The 14,615-nt window shown below is 65.6% G+C and carries 9 protein-coding genes; all 9 read right to left on the reverse strand.

Annotated elements, in window-relative coordinates; genetic code table 11:
- Positions 1–73 precede the first annotated feature (73 nt).
- On the reverse strand, positions 74–3,586 hold the full coding sequence (addA, locus tag AC1DVW_RS05430; RefSeq protein ID WP_477321718.1) for a double-strand break repair helicase AddA: 3,513 nt from the start codon (positions 3,584–3,586) through the stop codon (positions 74–76).
- Complete coding sequence (addB, locus tag AC1DVW_RS05435; RefSeq protein WP_477321720.1) at positions 3,583–6,705, reverse strand: double-strand break repair protein AddB; 3,123 nt, start codon at positions 6,703–6,705, stop codon at positions 3,583–3,585. The genes addA and addB overlap by 4 nt, the downstream gene beginning before the upstream one ends.
- Complete coding sequence (locus tag AC1DVW_RS05440; RefSeq protein WP_477321722.1) at positions 6,702–7,430, reverse strand: nucleotidyltransferase family protein; 729 nt, start codon at positions 7,428–7,430, stop codon at positions 6,702–6,704. The genes addB and AC1DVW_RS05440 overlap by 4 nt, the downstream gene beginning before the upstream one ends.
- The gene (tsaE, locus tag AC1DVW_RS05445) at positions 7,427–8,938 is read right to left on the reverse strand and encodes a tRNA (adenosine(37)-N6)-threonylcarbamoyltransferase complex ATPase subunit type 1 TsaE (RefSeq protein ID WP_477321724.1); all 1,512 of its coding nucleotides are present in this window, start codon (positions 8,936–8,938) and stop codon (positions 7,427–7,429) included. The genes AC1DVW_RS05440 and tsaE overlap by 4 nt, the downstream gene beginning before the upstream one ends.
- A gap of 8 nt (positions 8,939–8,946) precedes the next feature.
- A complete protein-coding gene (locus AC1DVW_RS05450) occupies positions 8,947–11,511 on the reverse strand; it encodes a sensor histidine kinase (RefSeq protein WP_477321725.1) in 2,565 nt (854 codons plus the stop codon).
- A gap of 186 nt (positions 11,512–11,697) precedes the next feature.
- On the reverse strand, positions 11,698–13,098 hold the full coding sequence (gene ahcY / locus AC1DVW_RS05455) for an adenosylhomocysteinase (protein ID WP_477240587.1): 1,401 nt from the start codon (positions 13,096–13,098) through the stop codon (positions 11,698–11,700).
- Between the two features lie 211 nt (positions 13,099–13,309).
- Entirely contained in the window at positions 13,310–13,606 is a 297-nt protein-coding gene (locus tag AC1DVW_RS05460; RefSeq protein ID WP_477240589.1) for an HPr family phosphocarrier protein, read from the reverse strand.
- On the reverse strand, positions 13,603–14,004 hold the full coding sequence (locus tag AC1DVW_RS05465) for a PTS sugar transporter subunit IIA (protein WP_477240591.1): 402 nt from the start codon (positions 14,002–14,004) through the stop codon (positions 13,603–13,605). Before AC1DVW_RS05465 ends, AC1DVW_RS05460 begins: the two co-directional genes overlap by 4 nt.
- A 164-nt stretch (positions 14,005–14,168) precedes the next feature.
- On the reverse strand, positions 14,169–14,615 hold the full coding sequence (locus AC1DVW_RS05470) for an HPr kinase/phosphorylase (RefSeq protein ID WP_477240593.1): 447 nt from the start codon (positions 14,613–14,615) through the stop codon (positions 14,169–14,171).

Consider the following 14,615-nt stretch of genomic DNA (forward strand, 5'->3'; position numbering starts at 1 on the left):
GGAAAATCCTTTCGAAAGTTTTTGTCCCACCAAATGTGGTGGTGATCGAGCCCTTCTTCAAGCAGGTGTTGTGTCACGCTCCTGTGAGTCGGGCAAGGGCGGCATCCATGGCCGCCGCCGGCAACTCGATCAGCCGCGGCGCTTCGGTAAACAGCAGCGCCGCCTGGACCGCGCGGCCGGGATAAAGCGGCTGCAGCAGCGCGCGATAGAGCGCCAGCTGCAGGACATAGGCCGGCGGGACATCGGCGAGGCCAGCGGGCGCCGGCCGGTTGGTCTTGTAGTCGACGATCGAGACGCGGTCGGGGGTCACCGCCAGCCGGTCGATCTTGCCGGAGATCGAGCGCATCCTGCCCTTCACCTCCAGGCTGCCCATGATTGCCACTTCGGCCCGCGATGACGGCCCGAACAGCTTATCGAAGCGGCTGTCGGCGAGGATCGCCGCCACCGAGGCCAGCGCCTTTTCGCGCTCGGCGGCAGGCCATTCCGCGCCAGCGCGGGTGAGATAGCGTTCCGCCGCCGCCCGGCGTTCGCTTTCGGCCAGGCCGGGCAGCATTTGCAGCAGCTTGTGCAGCGCCAGTCCGCGCATCACCGCAAAGCCGGGCTCCGCCTCACCGTCCAGCACCGGCGAGCGTGTATCGACCACCGCTTCCTTGGCCTCGTCGATCAGCGCCGAGGCGCCGGACGGCGATAGCGGTCGCGGCAGGTCCTCGTAAGGCGGCAAGGGCCGGAACAGCGTGGCCGGCAGTGGCCTGAAGATCTCCCTTTGCCTTGCGTCGTCGCCTGAAACCAGCGCGACGGGCGACAGTTTTGTCACGCGAAAGCGATGCACGGGCTCGTCAATGGCGGGGTGCCGGCGCTCCGCACTTTCAGGCGCGCCGATCAGCGCCCGGCTGACGATCGAATGCCAGGTGCCGGTGCTGGGCGCCCGCTTGCCGTGGTAGCCGCAGACGATCAGCCGGTCCTCGGCCCGCGTCATGCCGACATAGAGCAGCCGGCGGTATTCATCGTCGGCCAGCTCCCGCGCCCGCGCCGCGGCTGCGCGCGAAAAGCCGTTGGCGACCTCACTGGCGGCGCGCCAGAGATAACCCTTGCCGGCCCAATACTGGCCTGTGCCCTCGAACGGCATCAATCGCGGCAGATGCTGGTCGCTGAATGGCGCTGAGCCGCCATCGACCAGGAACACCACCGGCGCTTCCAGGCCCTTGGCGGCGTGCACGGTCATGACCCTCACCTCGTCGCGCGTCTGGTCCATCTCGCGCTTGATCTCGGGGCCGGTGTTTTCCAGCGTCGACAGGAAGGCTTCCAGCCCGGGCAGGCCGGTCCGCTCCTCGGCCAGGCAGAAGGAGAGGAATTCGTCCAGAATGTCGCCGGCTTCCGGTCCGAGACGGGCGATCATCTTCTTGCGCAACCCGTCACGGGCCAGCACGCCGGCATAGAATTCGAACACCGGCTTGAACGCCGCTTCGCTGGCCCAGCCGTCTAGCCGGGAAAGTACATTAGCCAGCAAAGTGCTTTCGCCGGCATGCTGCCTGAGCGAGGCGATCAGCGACAATCCGGACGGCCGCGCCGCGGCGAGCGCGAACAGCGTCTCTTCCGACACGTCGAAGATCGGGCTGCGCAGCACGGCGGCGAGCGACAGATCGTCCTGCGGCTGGATGAGAAAATGGCCGAGCGCGATCAGGTCCTTCACCGCGATATGGCCGGGCAGGCTCAGCCGGTCGGCACCGGCGACAGGGATGTCGCGGCGCTTCAGCGCCCGCGTCAGCGCGTGCACGAAGCGGTCGCGCTTGCGCACCAGCACCAGCACATCGCCGGGTCGCAGTTTCTGTCCGCGGCCTTCGATGATTTCGCGGTTGCCGATCCAGCCGGCAATGGTCGCGGCGACGTTTTCGGCGACCCGCACCGCCGGCGCATGGGCGTGGTCGATGGCCTGCGTCCAGTCGTCGGGCTCATCGACGGCATCGGTGCCGATCGATGGCCACACCTCGACATAGCCCGGCGCATCGGTGCGGATCGCCTTGTGGTCGAGCGGATCGGGATCATGGCTGATGCCGCGCCGCACGCCCGGCTCGGCGAAGACGCGGTCGACGGCGGCCAGCACGTCGTCGGTCGAACGGAACGACCAGGTCAGTTTGAGATCGGCAAAGGCGGCCTCGGCATCGCGCACACGGCCGGCAAACAACAGTCGGCTGTCGGCAAAAGAATCCGGCGCCGCCCCCTGAAAGGAATAGATCGACTGCTTTTCATCGCCAACGGCAAACACCGTACGATGCGTCGTGTCGCGCGCGCCTTGCCCGGCAAAGAACTCTTCCGTCAGCCGCTTCACCACCTCCCACTGGTCGGGGCTGGTGTCCTGCGCCTCGTCGAGCAGGATATGGTCGATGCCCTGGTCGAGCTTGTATTGCACCCAGGGGCCGGCATCGGGCCGCGCCAGGAGGTTGACCGTGCGGGTGATGAGATCGTTGAAATCGAGAAAGCCGCGGCCGCGCTTCAGCGTCTCGTAGCGGGCGATCAGCCAGTCGGCGATGGTCAGCGCGGCAGCCGTGCCTTCCAGCATCCGGAACAGCGCCAGCCGGTCGGAGATCTCGAGAATGGCTTTGACCGCCGAGAGATAGCGTTCCGGCAGATCGGGCAGCCGGTCGAGCAACGCCTTCTTGAAGGTTTTTTGCGGATCGTAGGGGTCGCCATCCGCCTTCAGAAAAGCCCGGGACAGCAGACCAAGCCTGCGCACCGCATCACCCTCGGCGAAGGCAAGCCGCGCATAGGGCAGAATGTTGTTCAGCACCGTGCGGGCATCGGCGTCCTCGGCGGCACGGGCGAAGCCGGCAAAATAATCCGGCAAAAAGCCCGGCAGCGGCCAGACGGACGCCGCTATGCTTTCAGCCGTCTGCCCGGCGCTGAACTGAAACTCGTCGAACAGCGCCTGGAAGCGGTCGCGGCCGGCAGCATGGATGAAGGCGTGCAGACCGTCGCGCTTGCGCACGATCTCGCCCAGCAGCGCGTCGAGCCCGCCTTCGCCGCTGCGTTCCAGCACGGCTGCGAAAGCCTCGGCCAATGTCGTGTCGCCCGCAGCGGTGCCCGTAATCATGTCGCGGCGCGCGGCAGCGAACAGCGACGCCTCCATCTGCGGATCGAGCATTTCGAAATGGGCCGGAATGTTGGCTTCCAGCGGGAACTGGTGCAGCACCGATTCGCAAAAGGCGTGGATGGTCTGGATCTTCAAGCCGCCGGGCGTCTCGAGCGCTTCGGCGAACAGCCGCCGCGCACGGCGCATCGTGTCACGATCGGGCCGGCGATTGTCCAGCGCCTCTATCTTTGCCGCCAGCTCCGGATCGCCAAGTGCCGTCCATTCCGACAGTGTCGAAAACACCCGGTTCGACATGTTGGCGGCGGCGGCGCGGGTGTAGGTCAGGCACAGGATTTTCGACGGATCGGTGCCACGCAGCAGAAGCCGGATGACGCGCTGGGCCAGCACATGGGTCTTGCCCGATCCGGCATTAGCCGACACCCAGGCGGAATTCTGCGGATCGGAAGCGCGCGCCTGGCTGGAAGCGGTGTCGCTCGAGATGGGATAGGCCTTCTTCATGCCTCCCCTCCCTCGTCGTCGGTGTCGCCGCCAGCGGACCATTCGAGCACGCGGGCGAGATGGTCGTAATCGCCATCCGTCTCGCCCTCGCGAAACGGCAGTGCCCGCGACAGATAGCCGGCTGCCGGATCGGCATAGTGGATCAGCAGCTTTTCCAGCCGCGCCCAGGCCTCTTCGGCGAGATCCGCGGCGGTCCGCGGCTTGCGGTTGTATTCGAGGATGGATTCCTCGAACACCTCGCCATTCGGCTTCAGCCTGACGAAGGCCAGCTGCGAAGGCTCGCGCGCGCCAAGCCCCTTGAAGGCGCCGCGCCTGAGCAGCGCGCCCTCCAGGGCCAGTTGCGGCGCCAGCAGCGTGTGCGCCTGCGCCTTGGATGGCGAGGAGCCGGTCTTGTAGTCCAGAATGTCGGCCATGCCGCCGGCCAGCAGGTCGACGCGGTCGGCATAGCCGGACAGGGTCACGCCGGATTGGCCGACAACGGTCCTTTCGGCGCGCTCCTCGGCATGCCGCCGGACCACGGCGGCGGCGCGGCCGCGCTCCCACTCGATGATGCTGGTGGCCAGCTTTTCGAAGCGCGGCCACCAGACGGCTTCGACATCGGCGGGAAGTGCGGCCTCGGCAAAGCAGGCCCGACCGGCGGCAATGAGGCCGGCCAACGCCTCCGGCGCGCGCGGGTCGGCGACGCGCGCCGAGAACAGATGCAGGATGGCGTGGAACAGCGTGCCGCGCTCGGCCGCACCCGGATCGCGGATCACCGGATCGAGCGGCATCAGGCCGAGGATACGCCTGGCGTAGACCGCATAGGGGTCGCGGCGCAGCGTCTCGATCTCGGTGACCGAGAAATGCTGCGGCCTGACATCGAGCGGCGGTTTTGGCTGTGGCCGTGGCGCGAAATTTTCCTTCTCGCCGGCATCGAGCGTGCGGGCCCAGGCCAGCAATTCATCGCCACGCCGGCGCAGCGTGGCCGCGTGGTCCTTGCCGACGAAAGTGAGAATACGCTGCAGCCAGCGCGATGGCACCGCCGGCGCGTCGCCGGAACGGGCGGAGCGCGCCAACACCACCTTTTTCGCCCCCATCGCCATCTGGAAATCATGCGCGGCAAGGCCGATACGCCGTTCCGGCGGCTCGAGGTCGATGCCGGTCTTCATCAGCCGCGACATGAAGCGGTCGCTTTCCGGCTTGCGCGGCCACACGTCTTCGTTGAGCCCGCCAATCACCAGCGTGTCGACGCTCTGCAACCGGGCTTCCAGCGCGCCCCAGATGGCGATGTTGCGGTCGGTGCCTTGCCCCGGCTTGACCGTTTCCGGTGCAATCAATGCGTCCATCACATCGGGCCATTCGTCCGCGGCGAAGGCAAACGACGCCGAGGCGGCGACCAGCCCGCGCAAAAGCTCGGCGAGCTTTTCGCCGGCGTCTCCAGCATAGAGTTCGCTCAGACTGCCATCCGCAGCCCGGCCGAGATTTTCCAGCGCGGCAACGCTGGCTCGGGTCAGCGCGACCAGATCGGCATCGTCCTGCCCGCGAAAGGCAGTCAGCGGCGCCAGCGCGCCGGTTAGACGGGTAAGCAGATCACGCGCTGTCTCGATGCCGCCAACGGTCAGCCGTGAAAACCAGAAGGGCTGGCGCTTGTCGCTGCTCAACCCGGCAAGACGCGCCTCGAACAGCGCCGGCAGCGATGCGATGTCGGGGCGTCCAGTGCCGCCGCGCAGCGCCACCAGTTCGATGAGCTCGGCCGCATGGCGCACACTTGCCCGTTCCAGGCCGAGGCCAAGCAACGGGTGTTTCAGCAGCGACAGCAGCCCGACCGGATCGCCGGGGCGGAACGCGGCCTGCAGCGCCAGCCTCAGCAGGCTGGCGGCCGGTGTGTTGGCCAGCGGCGTGCCACCGGAATCATCGGCAACAACGCCAAAGCGCAACAGCTCGGCCGAGACGCGCCGCGCCAGCGCGCGGTCGCCGGTGACCAGCGCTGCCCGCTGCCCCGGCTCTTCGACGGCAGTCTTCAGCGCCACGGCAATCGCCACCGCCTCGTCGCGCTCGCTGGCCGCCTCCACCAACGTCACCTCGGCAAAGGCCTCGGCAATGTCCGCGGCGTCGAAGCGGGCGCGCGTTTCGGCCCACAGTTCGGTGGTTTCGGCCGGGCGCAGCGCTTCGCCGACAAGAGCCGTGCGGATGGCCAGCGGCGTTTCGGCGGCAACGACCTCCTCGACGTCGGCTCGCAGTACGCCGATCTTGCCGATCAGCTTTGCCAGGCCGTATTGCGGATGGCCAAGCAGCGCCGGCCGGGCGCCCGGTGCGGCAATCGCCGCAAAGGACGGCTCGTCCAGCATCCGGTCGAGCCCAGGCAGCACGACGGCACCGTTGGGCAGGCTGGCGACCACGGTCAGCAGTTCGGCGGTGGCCGGGATCGAACCGGTCGAGCCGGCGGCGATTACCGGCCCGGCGGGTGGATTGCGCTTCAGCCGTGCCGCTTCCAGCCGGATCAGCGCATTGCGATGCGCGGCCGGGTTGGAGCGGTCGCGCTCTGCCAGGAAGTTAGGCCATGCGTCGGTGACAATGCCGAGAAAACTCAGCGTCACCTGCCACCAGCCGGCGAGGTTCCCGGTCACCAGGTCGGCCAGCCGCGTCCAGTCGGAATCCTCGGTCTCGATCTCGTCCATCAGTCGGGCAAGGTCGCGCGCCAGCCAGATGGCGTCGGCAGCCGAGGCCGGCACGACGATCTCTTCGTCGAACATGGCAGCGACATGCGCCGGCAGGTTGCGTTTCCATTCGCGCACCAGCGGCGCCAGCAGCAAAAGCCGCTCTATTGCCGAGATTGGCGGTGCAAGGTCTATTGCCACCGATGCCTCGGCCTCGAAAGCGGCCTCGTCCTCGTCGAATTCGCCAAGGGGGCGGATGACCGGCAGGATCGCCGAGCGGCCACCCAGACTGTCGACGAAGGCGCCGCGCAACGCGCGGGCGGCGCGGCGCGTCGGCACATAGATGGTGACGTCGGCCAGCGCCAGCGGGTCGCCGTCGAAACGAAAACCGGGAACCAGTGTGCCGGCAAGCAGCGCATCGGCCAGCGTCGGCAGAAACGGCGCTCCGGGTGGGATCGAGAAAACGCGGCGGGAGCCGCTCATTGCGACTCGGTGAGCGCGCCGGCGACTGCCGCTTCCGCAAGCGGAATGGCGTCGGGGGTGCCGACGGTGATCCAGTGGCCGTGCATCGGCATGCCGAAAAGGCGCCCATCGGCGATCGCCGTGTCGAAATAGGCGTTGAGCGAGTGCGGCCCGGCCGGCGCATTCTTGAACAAACGCGGATGGACGATGGCGGCACCGGCATAGATCAACCCGGCCGAATCGCCTTTTGAACGCCGCAAGGCGCCATCCGCCGCCACCAGGAAATCGGTGCTGCCGCAATGTCCGGTTGCCTGATTGAGATCAGCCAGCATCAGCAGAATATCCATTTTCGCCGCGTCCCATGCAAGGGCGAGGCGATCGAGGTTGAGCGGCGCGTGGTCGATCCAGAAGGTGTCGGCGTTGAGGATGTAGAAGGGCTGCTCGCCCAGTTCCGGCAGCGCCTTGACGATACCGCCGGCGGAATCGAGCAGCTGTTCGCTCTCGTCGGAAATCAGGATGTGCGGCGCCTGGCGCGCGGCGACATGGGCGACGATCTGCTCGGGAAAATAATGGACATTGACCACGGCCTTGCCAACCCCGGCGGCGGCCAGGCTGTCGAGGCCCCAGTCGAGCAGTGTCTTGCCGGCTATCTTGACCAGCGGCTTGGGGATGGTGTCGGTGATCGGCCGCATGCGCTTGCCAAGCCCGGCGGCGAGCACGATCGCGGTCCTGGGCTTTGCCGTCACGGTGTTCGTTCCTCCAGCAGGCCATTGGCGACATAGAAGTCGCGCAGTCCGCCCAAGGCCGGGTGCGCCAGCGCCCGCCGTAGATAGTCGCGAATGCGCGGCAGGTGCTTGAGATAATAGGGCTTGCCGTCGCGCTTTTCGAGCCGGACGAAGATGCCGAGGATCTTCGAATTGCGCTGCGCCGCCATGATTGCATAGGCTTCGGTGAATTTGTCTTCATCGAAGGCGCTCGCCGCATGGCGCGCCGCGATATAGGCCTTGAGCGTCTGTGCCTCGATGTCAGTCGATACGGTGACACGGGCATCCATGGCCAGCGACGCCACATCATAGGCTGAAGGCCCGATCAACGCGTCCTGGACATCGACGATACCGAGACGGTCGTGGCCGGCACGATCACCGCGCCAGATGATGTTGGGCGAATGGTAGTCGCGCAGCATCAGCGTGTATTCACTGGCCGCCAGCCGGTCGAGCACCGCGTTCCACGCGCTGTGGTAGCCGGCCCGCAAGGCATCGCTTGCCGGACTGCCCATGACCATCGGCACATACCAGTCGACCAGCAAATCGGCTTCGATCATCATCGCGTCGCGGTCGAAGGGCGGCACGTCGTGAAAGACCCCTGGCGCGGCCTCCATGCGGGCAGGCCATGCCTTGCCATGCATCATCGCCAGCAGTTCGGCCGCCGCCGCATAGCGCTCGGCCACCGGCTCGCCATGCTGATCGAGAAATCCCTCCGAGCCGAGATGTTCGATCAACAGAAATCCCTGATCGAGATCCTGCGCATGGATCTCCGGGACGCTGACACCGCCGGCCAGCAAGGCGCTGTCGATGGCGACGAAAGCCGAAACCGACTGCGCGGTATGCGCGATCAAGGCATAGGGCTTGCCGTCACGGACCGGTGGTCCGAGCACCAACCGTGGCGAGTTCATCAGCACCCGTGGCGCAAAGCCGGCAAGCGAGACGATTTCATAGGAGCGGGCGGAGGCGTCACCGACGAAATGGCGCCGCTGCGCGTCACCCCAGCCGGACTTTGCAAGAAAGTCGCGCATCGCCAGCGATCGCGCCGCGCGTTCGAAGGCCGCACCTTGCCCGGACAATCTGGCAAGGCGGCCGTCGCCATCATGGATGAGTTCGATCCAGAGCGACGTCTTCGGCAGATAGGCCTGTGCCCGTTCCGGCCATTCGACCAGGGCAGCGCCTTGCAGCAGCGCGTCGTCGAAACCCAGCTCGTCGATCTCGCCGGCCGAAGACAGGCGATACAGATCGAAATGATGCACCGGAATGCGTGTGTCGTAGCTCTGCACCAGGGTGAAGGTCGGGCTCGGCACGTCGAGGCCGGCATCGTCGGCCAGGGCCCGGATCAGCGCCCGCGCCAAGGTCGATTTGCCGGCGCCGAGATCGCCTTTGAGGGCCAGAACGTCACCGGCCCGGAGCGCCATGGCGAGGTCTTCGCCGAGCCTCGCCGTCGCCGCTTCGTCAGCGAGAAAACGCTCCAGCACCACGCCTGCCATCGTAGGCGCTACTCGGCCGCGGCGCGAACGCCCGACGGGGCGTCGGGAAAGGTGCAGATGACGGTGGTGCCCTTGTCCTTGCCAGTCTCGATGCGGACGCTGCCGCCATGCAATTCGACAAAGCTCTTGACGATCGACAGGCCAAGCCCGGCGCCGCGCCGGCGGCCGCCATTGGTCTTTGGCTCGAAGCGGCGGAACACCGAATCGAGCAGGTCCGGCGGCATGCCTGGGCCATCATCATGGACGGAGAACTCGACGCCTTGCGCCAGCTGGCGGCAGGCGAGCGTGATGGTGCTCGCCTCCGGCGCATAGTTGGCGGCGTTGCTCAGCAGATTGTAGAGGATCTGGCGGATGCGGATCTCGTCGCCGTGGAAGCTTTTGGGCGCCGCGGCTGCATCGATGCTGAGCTTGATCGAATGCTCTTCCAGCCGGTCGGCAACCAGGTCGGCCGCGGCCGCGATGGTCCGGTCGATACTCACTTCGGAGATGTCGAGCTGCATGATGCCGGCGTCGACCGTCGCCAGGTCGAGTATGTCGTTGACGATGGTCAGCAGCACCGACGAAGACGAGCCGACATGCTCGACATATTCGCGCTGCTTCGGGCTGAGCGGCCCGGTCGTCGGCAGCGACAAAAGCTCGGTGAAGCCGATGATGTTGGTCAGTGGCGAGCGCAGCTCGTAGGAGACGTGCTGCACAAACTCGTTCTTGAGCTGGTCGGATTTTTCCAGCGCCTCGTTCTTGTCTTTCAGCGCCCGCTCGACATTGACGCTGTCGGTGACGTCGACAAAGGTCATCATCACTTGCCCGTTGGGCAGGTGGATGACGGCATAGCGCAGCACATTGCCGTTGTTGAGTTCGGTCTGGCCGTGACGGTCGCGGCGCTCGTCATCGAAACCGGTGATGGCGGCAACGAACCCGCCCCATGGGCTGTCCGCGGCGCGCTGGTCGCTGAGATCGCGGATGGCCGAGACATGGACGTTGGGCTTGACGACATCGGCGCCCAGCCCCCACAGCGCGACGAAGGCGGGGTTGGACAGACGCAGCCGTCCATCAGGACCGAACACCGCCACGCCCTCGGCAAGGTTGTCGAGCGTTTCGCCCTGGACCCGCACCGCGGTCTGGTAGCGGCTTTCGAGGTCCATCTTCTCGGTCAGGTTCTCGAACACCCAGGTCACGCCGCCCTTCGGCTGCGGGTTGGCCACCACGCGGATGGTCTTGCCGTCGGGCAGATGCCACCAATGCTCCTGCGATTCGACGGCGCGGTAGGCGCCGAGCAGGCTTTCCTTCCAGCGCCGCCATTCGGGCTGCTCGGCGATCTTGCCTTCGCTGCGCAGCCGGTCGAGCAGCAGCGCGTTGTCGGGGGCGCTGTGCAGGAAGCCGCTGTCGAGGCTCCACAGTTTCTGAAAGGCCTGGTTGAAGAAGCGCAGCTTCTCGTCGGTGTCGAAGATCGCAACGGCGGTGTTCAGCTGGTCGAGCGTGTCGGCGTGGCTTCTCACCGTGCGCTCATACTCGCCACGAATGGTTTCGATGGCGCTGGTGTCGCTGGCGATACCCGCGGAGCCCTCAGTGCCGGCGAAGTCGGTCACCGCGAACATGCGGCGGTCGCCCTCGATCACCGTCGACAGTGTCTGTTCAAACACCGGCCGCGATTTGTGCTGCTCGGCGATTGCATCGCGCGCCTGGCCGCCGAGGAATTCCTTGGCGTCGCGAACGGCGGCTTCGGCGTCCTTTGCTTCGACCGCCTCGGCATAGGCGCGGTTGACCCATTTCAGTCGTCCGTCGGCGGCGCGCAGCCATGTCGGCATCTTGAGCACGTCGAGAAGCCCGATCACGGTGTCGTAGTCGGCGGCCAGCCGCTGGTTGTCGATCTTCAGCCTGGCCTGGCTTCGCTGTGTTTCCGAAAGCGAGACGAAACGCACGATCACATGGGCAGCGCTCTTGCGGCCGTGCACTTCGAGCGGCGCTCCGGCCTGCGATTCGATGACCAGGTCGAAGGACTTCGCCTTTTCGCGCAATCCCGCCACCGCGTTCTCCAGCGCTGCCGCCGAACGCGGCATCAGCCAACGGCCGAAGGCCAGGAAAGCGGTGCGATCTTCCGGGGCGCCGCTCTCGATCGGCAACGTGCCGATCAGCTCGGGCTTCTTGTTTTCCGAGGTCCAAACGATCACGCGCTGGTCGCGCAGGTTGAGCATCGCTTCGGAACGCTGCAGCGCTACGTTGACATCGGCGATGCGGGCCCTGAGTTCGACATTCTGCGCCGAGGTGCGCGCCCGTTCGCGGATCAGGAAGATCGCCGAGACAAGTGCCGCGCCCATGACGCCGACAAACATCGCCAGCTGCATGACCTCGACCGTGCTGACCGACAGTCCGGCTTTTTGGGCAATGCTAGGCTCGGCATGCGCCGCAAAGCCAAGCAGCGGACCGGCGAGTGCGGAAGTGGCAAGGCATGTCCCGACGCGTGCGCCAAGGCGCCATGAAAGGCCGCCGCCCGTGACAGCGGAGCCGGTGACACCCGAATCGTTGCGGCCGCCGGAAACGGCCTGTCCCGCGCGAGGCGGGTTTTCCCCCGGCATGTCTTGGTCCTCTTCGCCGCCTGAATGCAAGACCGCCCAAAATGCGTGCGTCGGTCCTCGTCCCCGGACCGAATCAGCACCATAGCGCTTGCGCGAATCGGCGTGAAGAATCATTCAGCGCAAAAATTAAGCCGGGCGAAAAGTCAATCGCCCGGCTACAATATCTAGTGGTGATTTCCGCTTTGGTTAATAGCGGTAGTGTTCCGGCTTGAACGGCCCCTGCGGGGTCACGCCGATATAGGCAGCCTGTTCGCCGGACAGTTCGGTCAGGCGGGCGCCAAGCTTGTCGAGATGCAGGCGCGCGACCTTCTCGTCGAGATGCTTGGGCAGCACATAGACCTGATTCTCATACTGGCCGGGCTTGCTGTAGAGCTCGATCTGCGCCAGCACCTGGTTGGTGAACGACGCCGACATGACGAAGCTGGGGTGGCCGGTAGCGTTGCCGAGATTGAGCAGGCGTCCTTCCGACAGAAGGATCATCCGCTTGCCATCCGGGAAGGTGATCAGGTCGACCTGCGGCTTGACGTTGGTCCATTTCAGATTGCGCAGCGCAGCCACCTGGATCTCGTTGTCGAAGTGACCGATGTTGCCGACGATCACCATGTCCTTCATCGAGCGCATGTGGTCGAGGGTGACGACGTCCTTGTTGCCTGTGGTGGTGATGATGATGTCTGCTGTCGGGGCAGCGTCTTCCAGCGTGACGACTTCAAAGCCGTCCATCGCCGCCTGCAGCGCGCAGATCGGATCGACTTCGGTGACCTTGACGCGGGCGCCGGCGCCCTTCAGCGAGGCCGACGAACCCTTGCCGACGTCGCCATAGCCGCAGACGACCGCGACCTTGCCGGCCATCATCGTGTCGGTGCCGCGCCTGATACCGTCGACCAGCGATTCCTTGCAGCCATATTTGTTGTCGAACTTCGACTTGGTCACCGAATCGTTGACGTTGATCGCCGGGAAGGGCAGCAGGCCCTTCTTCTGCAGCTGATAGAGCCGGTTGACGCCGGTCGTCGTCTCTTCGGTAACGCCGCGGATCGCCGCCTTCTGCTTGGTGAAGAAGCCGGGCGAGGCCTTCAGGCGTTTCTTGACCTGGGCGTAGAAGTACTCTTCTTCCTCGCTCTGCGGGTTGGACAGCACGTCTTCACCGGCCTCGGCGCGGGCGCCGATCAGGATGTACATGGTGGCGTCGCCGCCGTCGTCGAGGATCATGTTGGAGGTGCCGCCATCGGTCCACTGGAAGATGCGGTCGGTGTAGTCCCAGTAGTCCTCGAGCGACTCGCCCTTGATGGCGAACACCGGGATGCCGGCCTCGGCGATCGCGGCAGCGGCGTGGTCCTGGGTCGAGAAGATGTTGCAGGAGGCCCAGCGGATGTCGGCGCCGAGCGCCTTCAGCGTTTCGATCAGCACCGCCGTCTGGATGGTCATGTGCAGCGAGCCGGTGATGCGTGCGCCCTTCAACGGCTTCTTGTCGCCGAATTCCTCGCGGCAGGCCATCAGGCCCGGCATTTCGGTTTCGGCGATCTCGATTTCCTTGCGGCCCCAGCCGGCAAGCGAAATGTCGGCGACCACATAGTCCTTGCTACCCGTCATGGCAGTACTCCGGTGTGAAAAATCTCAGGGATGCGCCCACGCCGGAAGGCGCGTCGAAGGGCGCGGATTGCCGCGCCTGACTAGCAGATCGCCGGTCGCACGACAATGGGATATAAAGAAATCTTTATTCGTGCATGTCTTTGGAGGGGATGCGTGCCGCCCAAAAGTGCCCCGCGGTTTTGGGACAACGGCATGCATCGAACCAAAAACTTCAGGACTCCTCGCCGAAGCGCGAAGCGACCAGCTGCTCCAGCGCGTCGATGACTTCCAGGGCTTCAGGCCCGCTGGCGGTGACGCGGATCGAATAGCCTGGGCTTGCCGCCAGCATCATCAGGCCCATGATCGAGGTGCCGCCGACCTTGACGCCGTCCTTCTCGACATGGACCGCGGCGTCGAAGCCGCTGGCGACCTGGACGAACTTGGCCGAGGCACGCGCGTGCAGGCCGCGCTGGTTGACGATCGGAAACTCGCGGACGATGTGGTCTTTTTCCGGCGACAGCGCGTTCATTTGCTGCTCAGCAGCTGGCTGGCGACGTTGATGTATTTGCGCCCCGCGGCCTGCGCCTCGTCGAGCGCCGCACTCATATTGTCGCCCTTGCGAATGCTCGACAGCTTGATCAGCATCGGCAGGTTCATGCCGGCAATGACTTCGGTGCGGCCGGATTCCATCACCGAGATGGCGAGGTTGGACGGCGTGCCGCCAAACATGTCGGTCAGCACGATGACGCCCGACCCGGTGTCGACGCGCGCCACGGCTTCGACGATGTCGCTGCGGCGCTGCTCCATATCGTCATCGGCGCCGATCGCCACGGTTTCGAAATTGTCTTGTGGCCCCACGACATGTTCCACGGCATGGCGGAACTCGGCGGCCAGTTGACCGTGCGTTACAAGCACGAGTCCGATCATTCGTTGGTGGCTCCCGTCATCGCCGCTTCACAGGCGTATTTTATGCTCGCCGGCCATTCCAGGCGGCGGGAGCGCTATCTTGTCGACGCGAGGCGCGTTGACAAGCCCAAAATTGCGCCGACCGACGCCATTTTGACGCATTGCAGCAAGAAATCGAAACCGGATCATGCGAAAGCCGCGATCGACAGCCGCGCCATTACGGCCGGCAAGGCTGTCGCAACGTTGCGCTCGATCAGATCGATCCGCGGTACCGGACAGCCCGCGATCGGCTCGCTGAAGTCTTCCTGAAAGCGGTCCCTCGCATGCTTCGGTACCAACCGGATATGGAGGTCGATCACCCCGCTTGGCTCGAACGACAGCGGCCGTGGCATGAATCCTGGCACTTCTGCGAGGCCGGCAATGGTGGCGGGAACGCGGCAGATCAGCCGCCCGGCGCGCGTGGCCGCAAGCAGCCTGTCGTCCCCGATCAGCCGTGAAAACAACCCGCGTGCCCGGCAATGGTCGATGAGCACCAGCGCCAGCGTCGTCTTGCCGGCGCCGGACGGTCCGGTGATGAGCACACCGCGTTCGCCGATGAGCAGCGCCGTTCCATGAATGTTTTCCGCTTGCAC

This window comes from Mesorhizobium sp. P3_B5, from assembly GCF_056402815.1.

Bases quoted from the DNA above. Each gene is read 5' to 3' on its own strand.
- addA (WP_477321718.1), bottom strand. From the start codon at position 3,586: ATGAAGAAGGCCTATCCCATCTCGAGCGACACCGCTTCCAGCCAGGCG.
- addB (WP_477321720.1), bottom strand. From the start codon at position 6,705: ATGAGCGGCTCCCGCCGCGTTTTCTCGATCCCACCCGGAGCGCCGTTT.
- tsaE (WP_477321724.1), bottom strand. From the start codon at position 8,938: ATGGCAGGCGTGGTGCTGGAGCGTTTTCTCGCTGACGAAGCGGCGACG.
- AC1DVW_RS05450 (WP_477321725.1), bottom strand. From the start codon at position 11,511: ATGCCGGGGGAAAACCCGCCTCGCGCGGGACAGGCCGTTTCCGGCGGC.
- ahcY (WP_477240587.1), bottom strand. From the start codon at position 13,098: ATGACGGGTAGCAAGGACTATGTGGTCGCCGACATTTCGCTTGCCGGC.
- AC1DVW_RS05460 (WP_477240589.1), bottom strand. From the start codon at position 13,606: ATGAACGCGCTGTCGCCGGAAAAAGACCACATCGTCCGCGAGTTTCCG.
- AC1DVW_RS05465 (WP_477240591.1), bottom strand. From the start codon at position 14,004: ATGATCGGACTCGTGCTTGTAACGCACGGTCAACTGGCCGCCGAGTTC.